We start from the raw sequence: 17,202 nt of genomic DNA, 5'->3' as shown, positions 1-17,202 counted from the left end.
TTGATGCGTTTTCAGGTAGCCTTTAACAGTTAAGATTGGCTGCCCAAACGTTTATCTGGGCGGGTAAACAGGAAAATGAATAAGGAAGTGAGCGCGCCCAACGTGTCGGAGAGCATGTCTTTTTGCGCGTCCCAAATATCGCCTTGCGAGCCGAGTACTTCTATGCCGGCCTGGCCGCCGTCAATCACGGCATACTGCCATTCGATGATTTCGTAAGCCGCGGCTACGCTCATGATGAAGAACAGGGAAAAGAACAAGGCAATCGGCACACGGCAAAGCTTGCGGCGCAGCAGCCATTCGGCCATCGGGTAGGCATAGAAGCCGATGATGTAGTGGCCGATGCGGTCGAAATGATTTCGCCCTTCGCCCAAAAGCGGAGCGAGCAGGCGGTTGGCCCAATCGAAGGGCACGTCGGCGAAGGTGTAGTGTGCGCCGATGGCGTGCATAATCAGCCAGAAGCTCATGAACACATAGGCCAGATTGCTGAAACGGAAGTGGCGATAAGTGGCAATGAGCGCGATAAATACAGCGGACACGGGGATGATTTCGGCATACCAAACGGCACGGTCGGACGGATTGATGCCCGACCAGATGATGAGTGCGGCAATGAAAATGGTAAGCAGGAGGGGGATGATGGGGAAGGATTTTTGCATAGGGGTTGATGTGTGGGGATAAATGTTGACCGATATTAATTTTGTTGGGAGGCTACCTGAAAAATCAATAATCCAAATTCCTTTGAATATGTTTCAGCATCACAATCACAAACAAGGCGGGTGCGAAGGATAGCATAAACATCAGCACGGCGGCCGGAATCGAACGCGGGATGGACTGCACGGCCATCACCAGCAACCAAACGGTTGCCCCGGCAAAGGTGAGTGCGGCGATGCTGAAAAAAGCCACGGCAAACCAAACCCATATTTTGGTAACGCAGCGTTCAAATTGGCTGTATTGCCCGCTTTCCCGCACGGCTTCCAAATAGGCATCTAAGAAGACCAAGCCCACGCAGATGGCAGCGCCCAACCACAGCCCTTTGCTGTGCCAACCGGTTTTCCCGGCGAAGCGATAAGTGTAGATGGCGATAATCAGTAGGAAGCCACAGTCCAAGCATTGAATACTTTTTTCATGATCGGTTTTTTCAGGTAGCCTTTAATCCGTTGATAATGCGCTTATAGCAGGTGTAAACCAGTGCCGCGCAGGCCAGCCACATCAGGGCGTAGAAAGCGATATGAAAACTGCCTACTGCCGCATACCATACCGCCAGTGCGCCGATAAAGAACGCACGGTCGCTCTTGCCGAACGAGCCGTCGTGACGCCGCCCGTTGCCGTGCACCTGCCCCAGCACACCGCAAAATTCTGTCATAGCTGCAAGCCAAATAAACAGGGCAATCTGCACGCCACCGAAAGGGGCGATAAAGGCAAAAGGCAGATACAGTGCGGCATCGGCGGCGACATCGGTAATCTCGTTCAGGTAGCCGCCCAAGGCTGATTGTTGGCCAAACTCGCGTGCCAGCATGCCGTCCACCGCGTTTAACGCCATGCGCAGAAACAGCCACACGGGCATAAGCCAAAATAACGCGGGAAGGTACGCCAAGCAAGCCAGCAGCAGCCCGAGCGCAATCGATATCGCACAGGCAAACACGGTTACCTGATTGGCCGTTCCCCCTTTCTGATACAACCACCGCACCAGCGGGCGCAGCAGGTTTTGGAATTTGGGTTTAAGGGCGTAGATGCTCATGGTGTGCGGTCTCAATGGTGGGTGGTTGTATTATAGATGAAATGGGTTAAGGATTGCTGTTTGTTGTGTATCAAAATGAAGCATTTAGCCGCATTTTCAGCAAGTGTCGGCAGTGGGATTGGTGTGTTTGCACGCAATGGTACAACTAGGTTTGTAAGCCGATGGATAATGGAATTTAGGAATTGTCAGGAATTTGTATATAAGGGTAAAATAAACAGATAACTCAATCCGATGGTTTGCCTGCATGGCGGATTGTTGGGGGAACCGATAAATATTACTTTTGGAAGCAACACCGCTGGAAAGGGAAAACAAAAATGTTGATGGCGTTTATATTGGGATTTTGGTGTCTTTGGATGGGCGAGCGTGAGCCAAGCGTTTTGCTGGAAGGCTTTTTCTTTACCGTTATTGCCATTGCAGCAAACGGGTTTATGCAGTGGCAGATGCCTAATGCAGATACAGTATGGGCGTTGCAGTGGGGCTTAGTTTGGGCTTGGGCTGCACTGATGATGTTTGTGGTGGATACCTTCGGCTCGAACTTGGGTATCCGTTTAGTGATAGCCGTGGTGGCCGGCGGCGGTTACTTTTGGCTGGAGCAAAATGGCTGTGGTTTGGCGGCCGGCTGGTTGGGCACTGAAGCAAAATGTGTGCAGGAGGCGGTAACGGCTTCGCAATTCAGATAAGCAGCAAGATATTGGCTGCATTTTCAAAGGCTACCTGAATTTTTAGTTTCGCAGAAACTACGCTGCGTTGTATTCTCAGGTAGCCTTTAGTATTGCGTTGGCGTTATTGCGGTATCTCTAGTGGTTTGCTGCTTTGGATGAGCCATATGCTGTCGCTACCAGATGCTATTTGTAGCAAAGGCTACCTGGAAATCTACTGGGGCTTCAGGTAGCCTATGCCGTTTTGATGCCTGTTGTGGATATGAGCAGCTGCTTACACTACAGCTTCTTCTCTCTGCTTCTGCGGTTTGTGGATGTTTTCGCGAGTGAGGCCAAAGAAGAGGAGTAGCGGGCTGGCTACCAGTACAGAGGAATAGATGCCGAACACGATGCCGATAGTGAGCGCGATGGCAAAGCCGTGCAGGGCGGCACCGCCGAATACCAGCATGGATACCACCATGGCTTCGGTGGAACCGTGGGTGATGATGGTACGGCTCATGGTGGCGGTAATGGCGTTATTGATAATCTGCGGGATGGTTTTGCCGCGCATGGCGGGTTTGTGGATATTTTCGCGGATACGGTCGAACACCACCACCGATTCGTTCACCGAATAGCCGAGAACGGCCAGGATGCCGGCCAGCACGGTGAGCGAAAACTCCCATTGAAACAGGGCAAAGCAGCCGAGAATCACCACCACGTCGTGCATATTGGCGATGATGGCGGATACGGCGAAGCGCCATTCGAAGCGCACGGAGAGGTAGATGATGATGCCGACCACCACCATGCCCAAGGCCAACAGGCCGTGGGTAACCAGCTCTTCGCCCACCTGCGGGCCGATGAATTCAACCTTGCGCAGGCTGGCATCGGCATGGTCTTTGCGCAGCAGTTCCAATACGTTGTTGGAGAGCTGGGCAGAGGTCATGTCTTGGCGGTTGGGCAGGCGGATCATCAGCTGCTTGTTGGTGCCCAGGTTTTGCACTTGGGCTTCGCCCATTTTGAGCTCGTTCAGGCGGGTGCGCACTTGGTTCGGGTCGGCGCCTTCTTTGGCGTATTGCACTTCGATAACGGTGCCGCCGGTGAACTCAACCGAGTAGTTGAGCCCTTTGGTGACGAGGAAGACCACGGCGGCGATGAACGTAATCAGCGAAATCAGGGTGGTGATTTTGCCGTAGCTCATGAACGGGATATCGTGTTTCAAACGGTGGAAGAAATCCATCTTAGTGCTCCTTGGCGGTAGGCAGGGTAATGCCGATGGACAAATTATTCAGTTTGCGGCGGCGGCCATACCATAGGTTGACGAAGGTACGGGAAACCACCACGGATGAGAACATGGAAGTGAGGATGCCAATACAATGCACCACGGCAAAACCGCGCACCGCGCCGGAACCGAACACCAAGAGGGCAATACCGGCAATCAGCGAGGTGATGTTGGAATCGACGATGGTGTCCCAAGCGTGGCGGTAGCCTTCGCTGATGGCCTGCTGCGGGCTCATGCCGTCGCGCAGCTCTTCGCGGATACGCTCGTTGATCAGCACGTTGGAATCGATGGCCATGCCGAGCGTGAGCGCAATGGCCGCAATGCCGGGCAGGGTGAGCGTGGCTTGCAAGAGAGACAAAATCGCAATCAGGAACAACAGGTTGGCGGTGAGTGCCAGCACGGAGAAAACGCCGAACAGGCGGTAGTACACCACCATAAAGGCAGCCACAACCAGGAAGCCCCACAGCGTGGAGTGGAAGCCTTTTTGGATGTTTTCCTTACCCATAGACGGGCCGATGGTGCGCTCTTCGATGATTTCCATCGGCGCGGCCAGCGAGCCGGCGCGCAGCAGGAGTGCGGTGTCGTTGGCTTCGGCCACGTTCATGCTACCTGAAATCTGCACATTGCCGCCGGGAATCGGCTCGTTGATGGTCGGCGCGGTAACGATTTCGGCTTTGCCCTGGTCGATAAGGATCATGGCGGTGCGGCGGCCGACGTTGTTGCGGGTCAGGTCGGCGAAGATGCTGGTGCCGGCGTTATCGAGCTTCAGGTTTACCGACGGGCGGTTGTCGTGGGTGAAGCCGGCTTGGGCATCGTTGATGTTGTCGCCGGTGAATTCCACCTGCTTGCTCACCAACAGCTGGCCGCCTTCGGCGGTGGGCAGCAATTCATAGCCGGCCGGTACGGTGCCGGCTTCCGCCTGTTGCAGCAGCGCGGGGTCGTCGGCCACCATGCGCACTTCCAGCGTGGCGGTGCGGCCGATGATGTCTTTGGCTTTGGCGGTGTCTTGCACGCCGGGCAGCTGCACCACGATGCGGTCGGGGCCGGCTTGCTGGATAATCGGTTCGGCCACGCCCAATTCGTTCACGCGGTTGTGCAGGGTGTTGATGTTCTGCTTCACGGCGGCATCGCGGATTTGCGTTTGGGTGGCCTCGGGCAGGCTCACCACCAAGTTGTTGCCGTCAGCCCTCAATTCCGCATCCGGAGCAGTTTCTTTCAGTTTGGGCAGGGCGGCCTGCAGGGTAGCTGCATCTTGGAAAGGCACAATCAGCGTATCGCCGCTGCGGCGCATATTGCCGGTGCGGATTTTATCTTTGCGCAGCTGGCGGCGGAAATCGCCGGAGATACGGTCGAAGGTTTTGTCCACTGCTGCGTGCATGTCCACGCGCATGGTGAAGTGCACACCGCCGCGCAGGTCGAGACCGAGGAACATCGGGTTGGCGCCAAGCTTGGTCATCCAGTCGGGGGTGTTGGCAATCAGGTTGAGGGCGATGATGTAGTTGTCGCCCAATTTCTGCTCGATAACGTCGCGGGCTTTGCTCTGCAACTCTTCATTGGGCAGGCGCACGCGCAGGCTGCCGTCGGCAATAAACATGCCGTTGTGCTGGATGTTGGCTGCCTTCAGCGCCTCTTCCACGGCTTGTTCGGTGGTTTGATCGATGTGGATCGACTGGCGGTTGGTGGAAACCTGCACGGCCGGGGTTTCGCCGTAGAGGTTGGGCAGGGCGTAGATGGCGGATACAACGATAACCAGCCCAATCAGCAGGTATTTCCAAAGCGGATAACGGTTCATAACGGGCTTTCAGAAACGGAAAACGGGCAGCATGGCCGGAATGCGGCTGCTGCGCCGTAGGAAAAGGTTAGTTGTCGAGCTTTTTGATGATGGCGTCGCGGTGGAAATCGACCACGGTGTCGGGGGCAACTTCTAGGCCGATGATTTCTTCGCCAATTTTGGAAACTTTGCCGAGCATGCCGGCGCCGGTCATCACTTTGTCGCCTTTTTTCAGTTCGCTGAGCATCTCGCGGCGGCGCTTCTCGTCACGCTGTTTCGGCCGGAGAATCATGAAGTAGAGCATGGCGAAGAGGAAAATCAGCGGGAGGAAACTCTGCACGGTGCTCATCAGGTCGGGCTGGGCCGCGGCGGCGAGTGGGAAATGCAACATGGGGCAAGACTCCAAAAAGAAAAATGAAAGTGTGCCATTGTAAACGGGCGGCGGGGTTTTTCCAACCCGTGCAACAGAAATTTAAGCGAGGTTGCCATGGGGCTGGAGGATTTTGTGGTGGGCAGGTGTACGGCGGGCTGAAATTTTGTCAGGTTGGGCTTTACCCCTATCCCTATCAGCAGTATTAACACAGGCTACCTGAAACAATCTGCGGCATTGCGGATAGGGGTTTCAGGTAGCCTGTTAAATTTTCAGGTAGCCTTCCCAAGCGGTGGAAAGGCTACCTGAAAATATTCCTGCGCGGGTTTGGCTAATCTAAGGCCAAATGCTGTGCGCTCACACCTTCGGGTGATACGACAAGGCAACCGCCTTCTTTGCCATACCAGTCTTGCAGTACAAAGCGAGTGAAACTTTGGCCGTTGGGCAGGGTGTGCCGGTGGGTGGCCGGGCGGTGAGTGTGGCCGTGGATAAGATCAGCGCCGGGGTGTTGCGCCATCAGGGCGGATACTGCTTCTTCGGTTACATCGGAAACGGCGCTTTTGCCGTTTTCGGCTTTGCCACGTTCGCTCATCTGGCGGATTTGCTGCGCCAATAGGCGGCGTTCGGCCAGGGGCTTAGCGAGGATGGCAGCCTGCCATTGGGGCTGGCGCGATTGGGCGCGGAACTGCATATAGGGCAGGTCGGCGGTGCAGAGTTCGTCGCCGTGGGTGAGCAGGTAGGGGCGGCCGTAGAGGATAATAGGATGCTGCTCGGGCAGCAGGGTCATGCCGCTGCGGCTAGCGAAGTCTTGGCCGAGCAGGAAATCGCGGTTGCCGGGGATGAAATACACGGGTTTGTGTTGGGCGAATGCTTTTAATTCGGCGGCGATGTGGTCGGTGAAGGGGGTGCGGTCGTCGTCGCCCACCCAAGCGTCGAACAGGTCGCCGAGGATGTAGAGGGCATCGGCCGTGCTTTGCCATTGGTGCAGCTGGTGCAGGAAGAGTTCGGTGAGCTCGGGGCTGTGCTCGGAGAGGTGGAGGTCGGCGATAAAGATGGTTTGGTTCATGGTTCAGGCGAAGATTTCGGAATAACGTTCGGGGGAAAAGCCGATGTGGACGCGGCCTTGGTGTTCGAGCACGGGGCGTTTGATCACGGAGGGCTGTGCCTGCATCAGGGCGATGGCGCCTTCGCGGTTGTCGGCGGCAGCTTGTTCGGCCTGGCCGAGTTTGCGCCAGGTGGTGCCTTTGCGGTTGATGAGAACGTCGGCGCCGACGGCATCGAGCCAGCGGGCGAGCTGTTCGGGCGCAGGGGCTTCGGTTTTGAAATTAACGAAGGCGTGGGGCACTTGTTTTTCGTCTAGCCAGGCGCGGGCTTTTTTCACGGTGGCGCAGTTGAGGATGCCGTAGAGGGTGGTCATTATTGTGTATAATCCTTGCCGATTGAAACGCCCGCCATTGTACGGGTAGGATGTTTTTTTGTCATGGCATGGCATGGGTTGTGCCAGGATATATTTGATTTTGGAGAATTTATGAAACATTGGATATGGGCGGCCTTGGCTGCCGGTTTGCTGGCCGGTTGCGGCGCGCAGGAAGCAGGCAAGGGGCAGTTTCGGGATGTGCTGGCGCGTTATGCGGCAGCAAACGAAGTGTGCTTGCCGTTGGCTTTGGATGCCAACGGAGCTGCGCCGCTGTTGGGCTCGGAGCGTATTGTGCTGCCGCGCCGTGATGCGGAAGATAAACGCATCAATGAAGCAGCCGTCAAGCAGATGCGAGCTTTGGAGAGTGCCGGATTATATGAGCGCCTGAAAGAGGGCGATGACGATGTGGCGCTGGTGTTCGCGCTCACCGAAAACGGGCGCAAACATACCCGCGCCGGCTTAAATGGGCCGCTGTTCTGCCTGGGGCATGAGCATGTGGATAAAGTGCAGTACTACACCGAGCCGGCCACCAATGCCGCTGGCCTCACCGTATCCCGCGTGGTGTATGAGGGCAGCATCACGATGGACGGCTGGGCAAAACGACTGGTGCGCCAGGGCAGCGAAGCCTGGCAGAACCGCCTGCCGCTGAAGCGGGTGGAGCAGGCCACGCTGGTAAAAACCAACGACGGCTGGCGCGATATGCGCGAACTGCCGCCGGCCGAAGGCGTGGCGCAGTAGCTTGCAGTAAAACCGCTTCATGCAAAACCTGCCCTTTGGGGGCAGGTTTTTTATTGGCAGAGTTTGAATTTTTTGCCACTTTGGTTTCAGGTAGCCTTTAAAACGTTTTTTGCGAATCCAGCAAAATGGTTACCGGCCCGTCGTTGCACAGGCTGACCAGCATGTGGGTGCGGAAGCGGCCTTCGGCCACGTTCACGCCGTGGCCGCGTAAGAGGGCGGCCACTTGCTGATACAGCGCTTCGGCCTGTTCGGGGCGGGCGGCTTGGGTGAAGGAGGGGCGGCGGCCGTTGCGGGCATCGCCATAGAGGGTGAATTGCGATACCAGCAGCACTTCGCCGCCGGTGTCTTTCACCGACAGATTGAGCTTGCCGGCTTCGTCTTCAAAGATGCGCAGGTGGGCGATTTTATCGGTGATATAGCGGGCATCGGCCTCGCTGTCTTCGCCGCCTACGCCAAGCAGCACGCACAGGCCGTGGGGAATTTGGCTGAACGGTGTATCGGGCGCATCGGCGGCGGCGATGTGGGCATGGCTGACTTTTTGGATAACGGCACGCATGGTTTCAGGTAGCCTTTCTGGTTGTTCCCAATAGGCAGGGTGCAGCATGGGCTTGGCCTTGCCGTATAGGTATGCTGCCTACGGCTTGCCGCTTGGTTGCCTGCCTATTGGCGGGATTATGGTTTAGGGCAGATAAGGGTAAACAAAAGGCTACCTGAAAATAGTACAGAGCCGGTTTTAATTTCGTTGGCGCTTTGCTTTCAGGTAGCCTTTTCTTGGCGGGCGCTTAAGCCTCGTCTTGTTCTTGGCTCGGGCTTTCGGCTGAGGTTTGGGTTTCGGCGGTTTGTGCTTCGTCTTCCTCTTCTTCGGCTACGCGCTCGAGGCTGACGAGGGTTTCGCCTTCGTCCAGGTTAATCAGCTTCACGCCGGCGGCGGCGCGGCCGGTTTCGCGGATTTGCTCGACTTTGGTGCGGATGAGGACGCCTCCGCTGGTAATCAGCATCAGGTCGTCGGTTTCACCGACCAAAGTTGCAGCGACCAAATCGCCGTTGCGCTCGCCGGTGTTGATGGCGATGTTGCCTTGGCCGCCTTTGTTTTTGCGGCTGTAGCTGGCAATCGGGGTGCGTTTGCCGTAGCCGTTGGCAGTGGCGGTGAGCACTTGCAGTTCGCTCTGCTCGCACTCGGGGGCGAAGGTGATGAGGCTGACGATGCGGCCGTTTTCGGGCAGTCTCATGCCGCGCAGGCCGCCGCTGCCGCGGCCGCTGGGGCGTACGCCGTGTTTGCCGCTGATGGGGGCGCTTTCGGCGCTGCCGTCTTCCTGGCTATCTGAAATTTCGGTGTCGTTGTCGTCGCCGGTTTCTTCGTCGTCGCTGCTGCGCTCCCAATATTCATTGAAGCGGATGGCTTTGCCGAGGTTGGAGAAGAGCATGATGTCGTTGCGGCCGGAGGTGCGTGCCACACCCACCAAGCTGTCGCCTTCTTTGAGGGCGATGGCTTTGATGCCGACTTTGCTCACGTTTTTAAACGCGGAAAGTTGCACTTTTTTCACTATGCCCATGGCGGTGGCGAAGAAAACGTATTCGTCTTCGGGGAAGTCGCGCACGGGCAGGATGGCGGAGACTTTTTCGTTTTCGTCCAGCTGGATAACGTTGTTGATCGGGCGGCCGCGCGAGTTGCGCCCGCCTTCGGGCAGTTTGTACACCTTAATCCAGTGGCAGCGGCCGTGGTTGGTAAAGCACATCAGGTAGTCGTGGGTGTTGGCCACAAACAGGGTTTCGATGAAGTCTTCGTCTTTGGTGGTGGCGGCCTGCTTGCCACGACCGCCGCGCCGCTGGGCTTGGTAGTCGGTGGTGGGCTGGGTTTTGATGTAGCCGCCGTGGGTGAGGGTAACCACCATTTCGCGCGGCGGAATCAGGTCTTCGTCGGCGATGTCGCCGCCGAACGGGTTGATTTCGCTGCGGCGCGGGTCGCCGAAGTTGGTTTTGAGTTCGATGAGCTCGTCGTGGATGATTTGGGTGATGCGCTCGGGCTTGGCCAAAATATCCAGGAAATCGATAATCTGCGCCATGATGGTTTTGTAGTCGGCGAGGATGGTGTCTTGGTCGAGGCCGGTGAGGTTGCGCAGGCTCATGCGCAAGATGGCGTCGGCTTGCAAGTCGCTCAAATAATAGCCGTCTTCGCGCAGGCCGAGGTTTTCAGGTAGCCCTTCTGGGCGCGCCATGTTCAAATCCAAATCGGTGCGGCTGAGCATGTCGCCCACCAGGCCGGACTGCCACGGCCGCGCCAGCAGTCTGGCTTTGGCTTCGGCTGCATCGGCGGATTCTTTGATGAGCTGAATCATCGGATCGATATTGGAAAGCGCCACGGCTTTGCCTTCGGCGATGTGGCCTTCGTGCCGCGCTTTTTTCAGGCGGAATAAGGTGCGGCGGGTAACCACTTCGCGGCGGTGGCGCAGGAATTCGGCCAGAATCTGCTTCAAATTCAACAGGCGCGGTTGGCCGTCGACCAGGGCCACCATATTGATGCCGAAGCTGTCTTGCAGCTGGGTGAGTTTGTAGAGCTGATTGAGCACGACTTCGGCGTTTTCGTTGCGCTTCAGTTCGATCACCACGCGCATACCGGATTTGTCAGATTCGTCGCGCAAATCGGAAATGCCTTCCAGCGTTTTCTCGCGCACCAGCTCGCCGATTTTTTCCACCAGCTTGGCTTTGTTTACCTGATAGGGGATTTCATCGATGATGATGGCTTCGCGCTCGCCGTGTTTGCCGATGGGCTCGATATGGGTTTTGCCGCGCATCACCACGCGGCCGCGGCCGGTGCGGTAGCCTTCGCGCACGCCGGCGAGGCCGTAAATGGTGGCGCCGGTGGGGAAGTCGGGGGCTTTGATGGTGTCGATGAGCGCGTCGATAGAGGTGTCGGGGTCGGCCAAAAGTTGCAGGCAGGCATCCACCGTGTCGCCCAAATTGTGCGGCGGGATGTTGGTGGCCATGCCCACGGCAATACCGGCCGATCCGTTGGTCAGCAGGGCGGGGAAGCGGGTGGGCATCACCCACGGCTCTTGTTCGCTGCCGTCGTAGTTCGGGCCGAAGTTTACGGTGTCTTCTTCAATATCGGCCAGCATTTCGTGGGCGATTTTCGCCATGCGGATTTCGGTGTAACGCATGGCTGCCGCGCCGTCGCCGTCTACCGAGCCGAAGTTGCCCTGGCCGTCTACCAGCATATAGCGCATGGAGAAGGGCTGCGCCATGCGCACGATGGTGTCGTACACTGCGGAATCGCCGTGCGGGTGGTATTTACCGATAACGTCGCCCACGATACGGGCGGATTTTTTATAAGACGAGTTCCAATTGTTTTTCAACTCGTGCATGGCGTAGAGCACGCGGCGGTGCACGGGTTTCAGGCCGTCGCGCACATCGGGCAGCGCGCGGCCGACGATTACAGACATGGCGTAATCGAGATAGCTTTTGCGCATTTCCTCTTCGAGGCTGACGGGGATGGTTTCTTTGGCAAACCAGTGGTCGTGGGTGCTGCTCATGGAGATTTAAAGCCCAATCGATTAAAACGCGTTATTTTATCACACAATGTGCGGTAAGGCTGGGCGGGAAAGGCTACCTGAAAACGAAATGGCAGTTTCGGCTAGCCTTGAGGGATGATGTGGGTTTCCGAGACGAATTATTTTTTAGGTAGCCTGCATCCTTTGCCTTGTTCATCGTGTATTTTTGTGGGAATAGCAAGCCGTAGGTTGGATTTCTGAATCCGACGGTTTTGGCGTAACCATTTTGTCGGTTACGAGTATCCAGCCTACAGATTGGGAAAGGCTACCTGAAAACAGAGTGGCGAGTTTCAGGTAGCCTTTTATGTTTCTGCTTCATTGGCCGGTGTATTCCGCCAAGAGTGGCCGGTGGTCGGAGTGTTGCCAGGGCAGGGTGCGGGCGGAAACGTTTAGGCCTTTGGCTAAGGCGTGGTCGATATTGAGGAAGAACGGTTTCCAAGTGGGCGTGAAGTAGCGGGTGGCGGGGTGGCTGCCGCTTTCTTGCAGGAAGCGGCGGAACAGCGGGGAAAACGGGCTGCTGTTGAAGTCGCCCACGGCCAGCGCGCGCGGTTCGGCGGCAAGGGCACGGGCGGTTTCGGCCAGGTAGTGCTGCCGCGCCCCGGCCAGTTCGCTGCTGATGGGTGGTGGAGGGTGCAGGGCGTAGAGGGCGGTGCCGTCGGCAGTTTGGGCGCGGATATAGGGGTAGTCGCCAATTATGCGCACTTCGCAGGCGGCCAGCGGCTGTTTGCTCCACAGTGCGAGGGCGAAGGGGCTGTGTTCGCGGTGTTGGCAGCCGTGCGGATAGGCTTGGCGCAGGCTTTGCCAGCTGGGGTTGTCGAGGTTGATTTCGCCCAGCGCGAGCAGGTCGGCCTGTTCGGCCAAGAGGGCGGCGCTTTCCGCTTCGGCGTCGGGATTGTCGAGGTGGACGTTGTACCAAACCAGCCGCGTGCCGCCGGACGGGGCATCGGGCAGGGCGAAGGGCTGAGCCAACCACAGCAGCGATGCGGCAGCACACACGAGCCACAGCGCACGCCACTTCGGGCGCGGCCAAATTGTGGCGAGAATGAAGATAGCAGCGTAGTGGGGCAGGAAATGGCTGAATAGTTCGGCCGGCCAGAATAAGCTGCCGAACTGCCCGGCTATAACGGCAGCCAAGGCGAGCAGGGCGAGGATGTGCAGGCGCAGGCGGATAAAGGCAGACATAGCGGTGTTGGTGGAAGGTGGCGGGTGGGATAGAGGCTACCTGAAAATAGGCGTGGTGTATTTTGATAAAATAGAATGTAATGAATTTTATCAAGAGTAAGTTTGTGGGTCTCTACGAAGCTAGAATTTCAGGTAGCCTTTATTTGCTCGATATTTGGCTTTGTGCTCAGGTGTTCTTCTATGGTTTCCCATATATGAGATAAAGCGGCTCGGGAATCAATCCACAAACAAAAACCTGCCGCAGAGGGCAGGTTTTCGATAACAGCAAAGATTAATCCTCCAGTTTGCGGCCAGACAGTTTTTCTTTGATGCGGGCAGCTTTACCGGTGAGGCCGCGCAGGTAGTACAGTTTGGCACGGCGAACGTGGCCGCGGCGTTTCACTTCGATTTTTTCCACGTTGGGAGAATACAGCTGGAAAGTACGTTCTACGCCTTCACCGCTAGAGATTTTGCGCACGATGAAGTTGCTGTTCAGGCCACGGTTGCGGCGGGAAATTACCACGCCTTCGTAGGCTTGCAGACGGGTACGGTTACCCTCGGTTACGCGCACAGAAACGGATACGGTGTCGCCGGGAGCGAATTCGGGGATGGTTTTGTTCAAACGGGCGATTTCTTCCTGTTCGAGCTGTTGAATCAAGTTCATTGCTATAGTCCTTAAGTTTATGATGGGATATCTCGTTCCTCCTGCTGAATTTTTTGCAGGAGCCTAGATTCCTCTGGGGTTAATGCGCGGCCGGTCAAAAGGTCTGGTCGGCGCTGCAGGGTGCGGCGCAACGCTTGTTCTAAGCGCCATTCCGCAATCAGGGCGTGGTTGCCACTGCGCAATACAGCGGGCACGGCCATGCCATGAAATTCTATCGGGCGGGTGTAGTGTGGGCAGTCTAAGAGGCCGTTGGCAAAAGAATCCTGTTCGGCCGAATCGGCATCGCCCAGCACGCCAGGGATTAGCCTCAATGCCGCATCCATCAGCATCATAGCCGGCAATTCGCCACCGGATACCACAAAGTCGCCAATGCTGATTTCTTCATCAATGGCGCTGCTTAACAGGCGCTCGTCTATGCCTTCGTAGCGACCGCATACCAAAATCAAACCATCCAGTTTAGCCAGTTCGGCTGCTTTTTGATGCGTCAATTGGCTGCCTTGCGGGCTGAGGTAAATCACTTTACCGTTATGCTGCGCTTTGGCGGCATCGATTGCCGATTGTAGCGGTTCGGCCATCATAATCATGCCGGGGCCGCCGCCAAAAGGTCTGTCATCGATGTAGCCCAATTTGTTGTCGGCAAACTGGCGCGGGTTGATGCTGTTGAAATGCCATAAGCCGCGTTGCAGGGCGCGGCCGGTTACGCCGTAGTCGGTGATGCTGCGGAACATCTCGCCAAACAGGGTAACGGCTTGGATATACATCAGTAATCCAAGCCCCAATCGGCAATGATGCTGCCTTGTTCCAAATCCACACTGTCGATGTAGTGATCGACAAACGGAATCAGTTTGCGGCCATGCTCACCATCTACCACCAAAATATCGTGTGCACCGGTTTCCATCAGGCTGCTTACTGTGCCGATGAGTTCGTGTTGCCGGTTGTGTACCGTCAAGCCGACCAAGTCTGCCCAGTAGTATTCGCCTTCTTGAGCGGGCTCAAAATCGCTGCGTTTGATTTCGATGGTGTAGCCGCGCAACAGCTGTGCGGCATCGCGGTCGCTTATTTCGGCGAATTTTACCTGCAATTCATCGCCGGCCATCTGACCGTTTTCCAGTGTATAACTGCTGGAAACGCCATCTTTGCTCAGCTGCCATACAGAGTAGTCCAGCAGGCTGTCGGCATATTCGGTATCGGCGGCTACTTTTACCCAGCCTTTGATACCGAAAGCGCCTTTCACATAGCCCATGGCTACCCAGTTGTCTTGGCTGCGGCTCATGGCTGGTATTCCAGAATTAAGCGGCTTTCTGCTGCTCTTTTACCAAGCGGGCAACGGCGTCGCTTACTTGCGCGCCTTGGCTTACCCAGTAGTTCAGGCGTTCGGTGTTCAGGCGCACGCGCTCCTGTTTTTCGTTGGCTACGGGGTTGTAGAAGCCAACGCGCTCGATAAAGCGGCCGTCACGACGGTTGCGTGAATCGGCTACCACGATGTTGAAAAACGGAGAATGCTTGGAGCCGCCGCGCGAAAAACGGATAACTACCATATTATTATTCCTTCTTCCTTCGGGAAATTTGATCGATAAGAAAACAGCGGATTTTAGGGTAATTTGCTATGCGGGCGCAAGTATTTGTTGAAAAAATACCGTTTTACCGTGGTATCGGGCGGACGGTATGCCGCAAGCGGCTTGCTTTGGGCGCAGGGTTGCGCCGTTTTTCAGGTAGCCTTTTCCCTGATGGATGCCTCGCCAGCAGGCTACCTGAAATCCAAACCTTCGGGCAAACCAGCCGGCTGCCCTTGATTTTCGCCTTGGCGGTGCCATTTGCCTGCTATTCGTGATGACGGATTAGATTGCCTTTCGCTACAAGTTGAGACAATGCTATAAGTGAAAGATAGGTTAATCCGCCCTATATTTGCAAGCTATTTGGGAGCCGTTTTATGAGCACTTCCGTGATGACCCCGCAAGAAATCGTCCATGAGCTGGACAAACACATCATCGGCCAACAGCAGGCCAAAAAGGCTGTGGCCGTGGCCTTGCGCAACCGCTACCGCAGGAGCCAGGTGGCCGAGCCGCTGCAAAGCGAAATCGTGCCGAAAAATATCCTGATGATCGGCCCCACCGGTGTGGGCAAAACCGAAATTGCCCGCCGTTTGGCACGGCTGGCCAATGCGCCGTTTATCAAAATCGAGGCCACCAAGTTCACCGAAGTGGGCTATGTGGGGCGCGATGTGGACAGCATCGTGCGCGATTTAATGGAAATTGCTTTGAAGAATTTGCGCGAGCAGGCTGTGCGCAAAAACCGCGACCGTGCCCAAAATACCGCCGAAAACCGCGTACTCGACGCGCTTTTGCCGCCTCCGCCGCAAACCGGCTTTGAAGGTGAGCCGGCCGAACCGCAGCCCGAAAGCCACACTCGCAAAAAATTCCGCGAAATGCTGCGCCGGGGCGAATTGGATGATAAAGAAATCAATATCGAACTGAGCCAAGCCTCCCCAGCTTCTATGCAAGTGATGGGCCCGCCCGGCATGGAAGAATTCAGCAGCCAGCTGCAAGACATGTTTGCCAACCTCAGCAAAGGCCGCACCAAGCCGCACAAAATCAAAGTGGCTGCCGCCATGAAGCTCTTGCTGGACGAGGAAGCCGCCAAACTGATTAACGAAGAAGAACTGCGCGAGCAGGCCGTACACGCTGTGGAGCAGCACGGCATCGTGTTCCTTGACGAAATCGACAAAATCGCGACCGACAGCAACCGGCCTGGCGGCGACGTGTCGCGTCAAGGCGTGCAACGCGACCTTCTGCCGTTGGTGGAAGGCACCACCGTGCAAACCAAATATGGCATGATTAAAACCGACCACATCCTCTTCATCGCTTCCGGCGCCTTCCATTTAAGTAAACCCAGCGACCTGATTCCCGAGCTGCAAGGCCGCTTCCCCATTCGCGTGGAGTTGAGCAGCCTCACCGTGGAAGACTTCCAAGCCATTCTCACCAGCACCGATGCCAGCCTTACCAAGCAATATCAAGCCCTACTGGCAACCGACGGCGTAGAGCTCGATTTTGCTCCTGACGGCATCACCCGCCTGGCCGAAATCGCCTTCCAGGTGAACGAGAAAACCGAAAACATCGGCGCCCGCCGCCTGCACACTGTGCTGGAAAAACTGCTGGAAGACGTATCCTTCCACGCTCCGCAAGGCACCACACAGATTACCGCCGCCTATGTGGACGAGCGGCTGGCCGAAGTGGCCGAACAGGAAGATTTGGCGCGGTATGTGCTGTAAGCTGTTCGGATAAGGAAAAGGCTACCTGAAAATTTTAGCTTCGCAGAAACTCGCGAGCTCGTTTTCAGGTAGCCTTTTCCTCTGTATACAGCTTTATTTCAGTCGGCCGCAGGCAGCTTTAGCTTCCCAATTATAGTTGGCTAGGCGTTCGTTTTCGGGGGCGTTCGGTGGCGAAGCTGTAGTATTGGGCGAGGCGGATGGCGGCGGTAGTGTCGCCGTTTTCGGCTTTGGGTTGCAGGCGGGCGATTTGCTGTGGATTGAGGAAGAAGATGCTACCAGTGGAGAGGGGGCTTTGGGGTCGTAGTACATTTCGTCCAGCACGGCCTGCAGGTGCGGCGGCAGGGTCACGCCTCGCTGTTGGAGTTGGTATGCCCAGGAGGCGGCATCGAGATAGCGGTATTGGGCAAGGAGGTTTTCGGCGGTGGCGTGGATTTCTTCGTTGGTTTGCGGCTCGGTAGTTTGTGGTTCGCTGGTTTGTGGTTCGTTAGTTTGCGTGGGTTGTGGGCTGGAGGCGGTGGTGGGCATGGCGGGGTCTTTCTGGCAGGCGGTGAGAAGGAAGAGGCAGGAGAGGAGAGCGGGCAGACATTTCATGGCTTTCCTTTTGGGATGTGTT

Annotated in this window: 20 protein-coding genes; 4 read left to right on the top strand and 16 right to left on the bottom strand. The window is 56.4% G+C overall.

All coding sequences use genetic code 11. The features are described 5' to 3' along the window. Positions 1-29: 29 nt before the first annotated feature. The 3 genes from A7P97_RS09190 to A7P97_RS09180 all read right to left on the bottom strand — a co-directional run bounded on the left by A7P97_RS09190 (position 30) and on the right by A7P97_RS09180 (position 1,735). The gene (locus tag A7P97_RS09190; RefSeq protein ID WP_067529593.1) at positions 30-653 is read right to left on the bottom strand and encodes a DUF2238 domain-containing protein; all 624 of its coding nucleotides are present in this window, start codon (positions 651-653) and stop codon (positions 30-32) included. Positions 654-717: 64 nt separating this feature from the next. After that, positions 718-1,104, bottom strand: a complete 387-nt coding sequence (locus tag A7P97_RS09185) for a hypothetical protein (RefSeq protein ID WP_067529591.1) — start codon at positions 1,102-1,104, stop codon at positions 718-720. A 31-nt stretch (positions 1,105-1,135) separates the two neighbouring features. Next, a complete protein-coding gene (locus A7P97_RS09180; RefSeq protein ID WP_067529589.1) occupies positions 1,136-1,735 on the bottom strand; it encodes a CDP-alcohol phosphatidyltransferase family protein in 600 nt (199 codons plus the stop codon). A gap of 314 nt (positions 1,736-2,049) precedes the next feature. Between A7P97_RS09180 and A7P97_RS09175 the strand changes: the two genes are divergently transcribed. Further along, positions 2,050-2,415, top strand: coding sequence for a diacylglyceryl transferase (locus A7P97_RS09175; protein WP_067529587.1), 366 nt, complete (start codon positions 2,050-2,052; stop codon positions 2,413-2,415). Between the two features lie 253 nt (positions 2,416-2,668). Here A7P97_RS09175 and secF read toward each other — a convergent pair whose 3' ends face one another. The 5 genes from secF to A7P97_RS09150 form a co-directional block, all read right to left on the bottom strand. Continuing rightward, positions 2,669-3,610, bottom strand: a complete 942-nt coding sequence (secF, locus tag A7P97_RS09170) for a protein translocase subunit SecF (protein WP_067596354.1) — start codon at positions 3,608-3,610, stop codon at positions 2,669-2,671. A 1-nt stretch (position 3,611) separates the two neighbouring features. Then, on the bottom strand, positions 3,612-5,444 hold the full coding sequence (gene secD, locus A7P97_RS09165) for a protein translocase subunit SecD (protein WP_067529584.1): 1,833 nt from the start codon (positions 5,442-5,444) through the stop codon (positions 3,612-3,614). A gap of 67 nt (positions 5,445-5,511) precedes the next feature. Next, positions 5,512-5,814 carry a preprotein translocase subunit YajC gene (gene yajC, locus A7P97_RS09160; RefSeq protein WP_067529582.1) on the bottom strand — a complete coding sequence of 101 codons (303 nt, stop codon included), beginning with the start codon at positions 5,812-5,814 and terminating at the stop codon, positions 5,512-5,514. Positions 5,815-6,124: 310 nt separating this feature from the next. After that, the gene (locus A7P97_RS09155) at positions 6,125-6,859 is read right to left on the bottom strand and encodes a UDP-2,3-diacylglucosamine diphosphatase (RefSeq protein WP_067529580.1); all 735 of its coding nucleotides are present in this window, start codon (positions 6,857-6,859) and stop codon (positions 6,125-6,127) included. 3 nt (positions 6,860-6,862) lie between these two features. Further along, positions 6,863-7,210, bottom strand: a complete 348-nt coding sequence (locus A7P97_RS09150; RefSeq protein ID WP_067529578.1) for an arsenate reductase — start codon at positions 7,208-7,210, stop codon at positions 6,863-6,865. A 111-nt stretch (positions 7,211-7,321) separates the two neighbouring features. On the opposite strand from A7P97_RS09150, the gene A7P97_RS09145 reads away from it, so the two are divergent. Then, a complete protein-coding gene (locus tag A7P97_RS09145) occupies positions 7,322-7,948 on the top strand; it encodes a hypothetical protein (protein ID WP_067529576.1) in 627 nt (208 codons plus the stop codon). Positions 7,949-8,045: 97 nt separating this feature from the next. Here the strand turns inward: A7P97_RS09145 and dtd are convergent, their stop codons facing one another. The 7 genes from dtd to rpsP all read right to left on the bottom strand — a co-directional run bounded on the left by dtd (position 8,046) and on the right by rpsP (position 14,859). Continuing rightward, on the bottom strand, positions 8,046-8,504 hold the full coding sequence (gene dtd / locus A7P97_RS09140) for a D-aminoacyl-tRNA deacylase (RefSeq protein WP_067529639.1): 459 nt from the start codon (positions 8,502-8,504) through the stop codon (positions 8,046-8,048). 226 nt (positions 8,505-8,730) lie between these two features. Then, positions 8,731-11,478: a DNA gyrase subunit A gene (gene gyrA, locus A7P97_RS09135; protein ID WP_067529574.1), complete on the bottom strand. Its 2,748-nt coding sequence runs from the start codon at positions 11,476-11,478 to the stop codon at positions 8,731-8,733. A 333-nt stretch (positions 11,479-11,811) separates the two neighbouring features. Beyond that, on the bottom strand, positions 11,812-12,678 hold the full coding sequence (locus A7P97_RS09130) for an endonuclease/exonuclease/phosphatase family protein (RefSeq protein WP_067529572.1): 867 nt from the start codon (positions 12,676-12,678) through the stop codon (positions 11,812-11,814). Between the two features lie 271 nt (positions 12,679-12,949). After that, positions 12,950-13,321, bottom strand: coding sequence for a 50S ribosomal protein L19 (gene rplS, locus A7P97_RS09125; protein ID WP_003824892.1), 372 nt, complete (start codon positions 13,319-13,321; stop codon positions 12,950-12,952). Positions 13,322-13,338: 17 nt separating this feature from the next. After that, on the bottom strand, positions 13,339-14,082 hold the full coding sequence (gene trmD, locus A7P97_RS09120; RefSeq protein ID WP_067529570.1) for a tRNA (guanosine(37)-N1)-methyltransferase TrmD: 744 nt from the start codon (positions 14,080-14,082) through the stop codon (positions 13,339-13,341). Next, complete coding sequence (rimM, locus tag A7P97_RS09115; RefSeq protein WP_067529568.1) at positions 14,082-14,594, bottom strand: ribosome maturation factor RimM; 513 nt, start codon at positions 14,592-14,594, stop codon at positions 14,082-14,084. The genes trmD and rimM overlap by 1 nt, the downstream gene beginning before the upstream one ends. A gap of 16 nt (positions 14,595-14,610) precedes the next feature. After that, positions 14,611-14,859: a 30S ribosomal protein S16 gene (gene rpsP / locus A7P97_RS09110; protein ID WP_023887900.1), complete on the bottom strand. Its 249-nt coding sequence runs from the start codon at positions 14,857-14,859 to the stop codon at positions 14,611-14,613. 68 nt (positions 14,860-14,927) lie between these two features. Between rpsP and A7P97_RS10270 the strand changes: the two genes are divergently transcribed. Both A7P97_RS10270 and hslU read left to right on the top strand, forming a co-directional pair. Then, entirely contained in the window at positions 14,928-15,152 is a 225-nt protein-coding gene (locus A7P97_RS10270) for a hypothetical protein (protein WP_156497508.1), read from the top strand. Between the two features lie 99 nt (positions 15,153-15,251). Beyond that, positions 15,252-16,589, top strand: coding sequence for an ATP-dependent protease ATPase subunit HslU (gene hslU / locus A7P97_RS09105; RefSeq protein ID WP_197474145.1), 1,338 nt, complete (start codon positions 15,252-15,254; stop codon positions 16,587-16,589). A 93-nt stretch (positions 16,590-16,682) separates the two neighbouring features. Here hslU and A7P97_RS09100 read toward each other — a convergent pair whose 3' ends face one another. Continuing rightward, entirely contained in the window at positions 16,683-17,180 is a 498-nt protein-coding gene (locus A7P97_RS09100) for a hypothetical protein (RefSeq protein ID WP_067529564.1), read from the bottom strand. Positions 17,181-17,202 lie beyond the last annotated feature (22 nt).

Source organism: Eikenella sp. NML070372, from assembly GCF_001648415.1.
Taxonomy (GTDB): Bacteria; Pseudomonadota; Gammaproteobacteria; order Burkholderiales; family Neisseriaceae; genus Eikenella; species Eikenella exigua.
The sequence above is the reverse complement of the archived record's forward strand: the minus strand, read 5'-3'. Positions and strand labels throughout refer to the sequence as shown.

Coding starts and splice junctions, on each gene's coding strand:
- A7P97_RS09190 (WP_067529593.1), bottom strand. CDS start 653: ATGCAAAAATCCTTCCCCATCATCCCCCTCCTGCTTACCATTTTCATT.
- A7P97_RS09180 (WP_067529589.1), bottom strand. CDS start 1,735: ATGAGCATCTACGCCCTTAAACCCAAATTCCAAAACCTGCTGCGCCCG.
- A7P97_RS09175 (WP_067529587.1), top strand. CDS start 2,050: ATGTTGATGGCGTTTATATTGGGATTTTGGTGTCTTTGGATGGGCGAG.
- secF (WP_067596354.1), bottom strand. CDS start 3,610: ATGGATTTCTTCCACCGTTTGAAACACGATATCCCGTTCATGAGCTAC.
- secD (WP_067529584.1), bottom strand. CDS start 5,444: ATGAACCGTTATCCGCTTTGGAAATACCTGCTGATTGGGCTGGTTATC.
- yajC (WP_067529582.1), bottom strand. CDS start 5,814: ATGTTGCATTTCCCACTCGCCGCCGCGGCCCAGCCCGACCTGATGAGC.
- A7P97_RS09155 (WP_067529580.1), bottom strand. CDS start 6,859: ATGAACCAAACCATCTTTATCGCCGACCTCCACCTCTCCGAGCACAGC.
- A7P97_RS09150 (WP_067529578.1), bottom strand. CDS start 7,210: ATGACCACCCTCTACGGCATCCTCAACTGCGCCACCGTGAAAAAAGCC.
- A7P97_RS09145 (WP_067529576.1), top strand. CDS start 7,322: ATGAAACATTGGATATGGGCGGCCTTGGCTGCCGGTTTGCTGGCCGGT.
- dtd (WP_067529639.1), bottom strand. CDS start 8,504: ATGCGTGCCGTTATCCAAAAAGTCAGCCATGCCCACATCGCCGCCGCC.
- gyrA (WP_067529574.1), bottom strand. CDS start 11,478: ATGAGCAGCACCCACGACCACTGGTTTGCCAAAGAAACCATCCCCGTC.
- A7P97_RS09130 (WP_067529572.1), bottom strand. CDS start 12,678: ATGTCTGCCTTTATCCGCCTGCGCCTGCACATCCTCGCCCTGCTCGCC.
- rplS (WP_003824892.1), bottom strand. CDS start 13,321: ATGAACTTGATTCAACAGCTCGAACAGGAAGAAATCGCCCGTTTGAAC.
- trmD (WP_067529570.1), bottom strand. CDS start 14,082: ATGTATATCCAAGCCGTTACCCTGTTTGGCGAGATGTTCCGCAGCATC.
- rimM (WP_067529568.1), bottom strand. CDS start 14,594: ATGAGCCGCAGCCAAGACAACTGGGTAGCCATGGGCTATGTGAAAGGC.
- rpsP (WP_023887900.1), bottom strand. CDS start 14,859: ATGGTAGTTATCCGTTTTTCGCGCGGCGGCTCCAAGCATTCTCCGTTT.
- A7P97_RS10270 (WP_156497508.1), top strand. CDS start 14,928: ATGCGGGCGCAAGTATTTGTTGAAAAAATACCGTTTTACCGTGGTATC.
- hslU (WP_197474145.1), top strand. CDS start 15,252: ATGAGCACTTCCGTGATGACCCCGCAAGAAATCGTCCATGAGCTGGAC.
- A7P97_RS09100 (WP_067529564.1), bottom strand. CDS start 17,180: ATGAAATGTCTGCCCGCTCTCCTCTCCTGCCTCTTCCTTCTCACCGCC.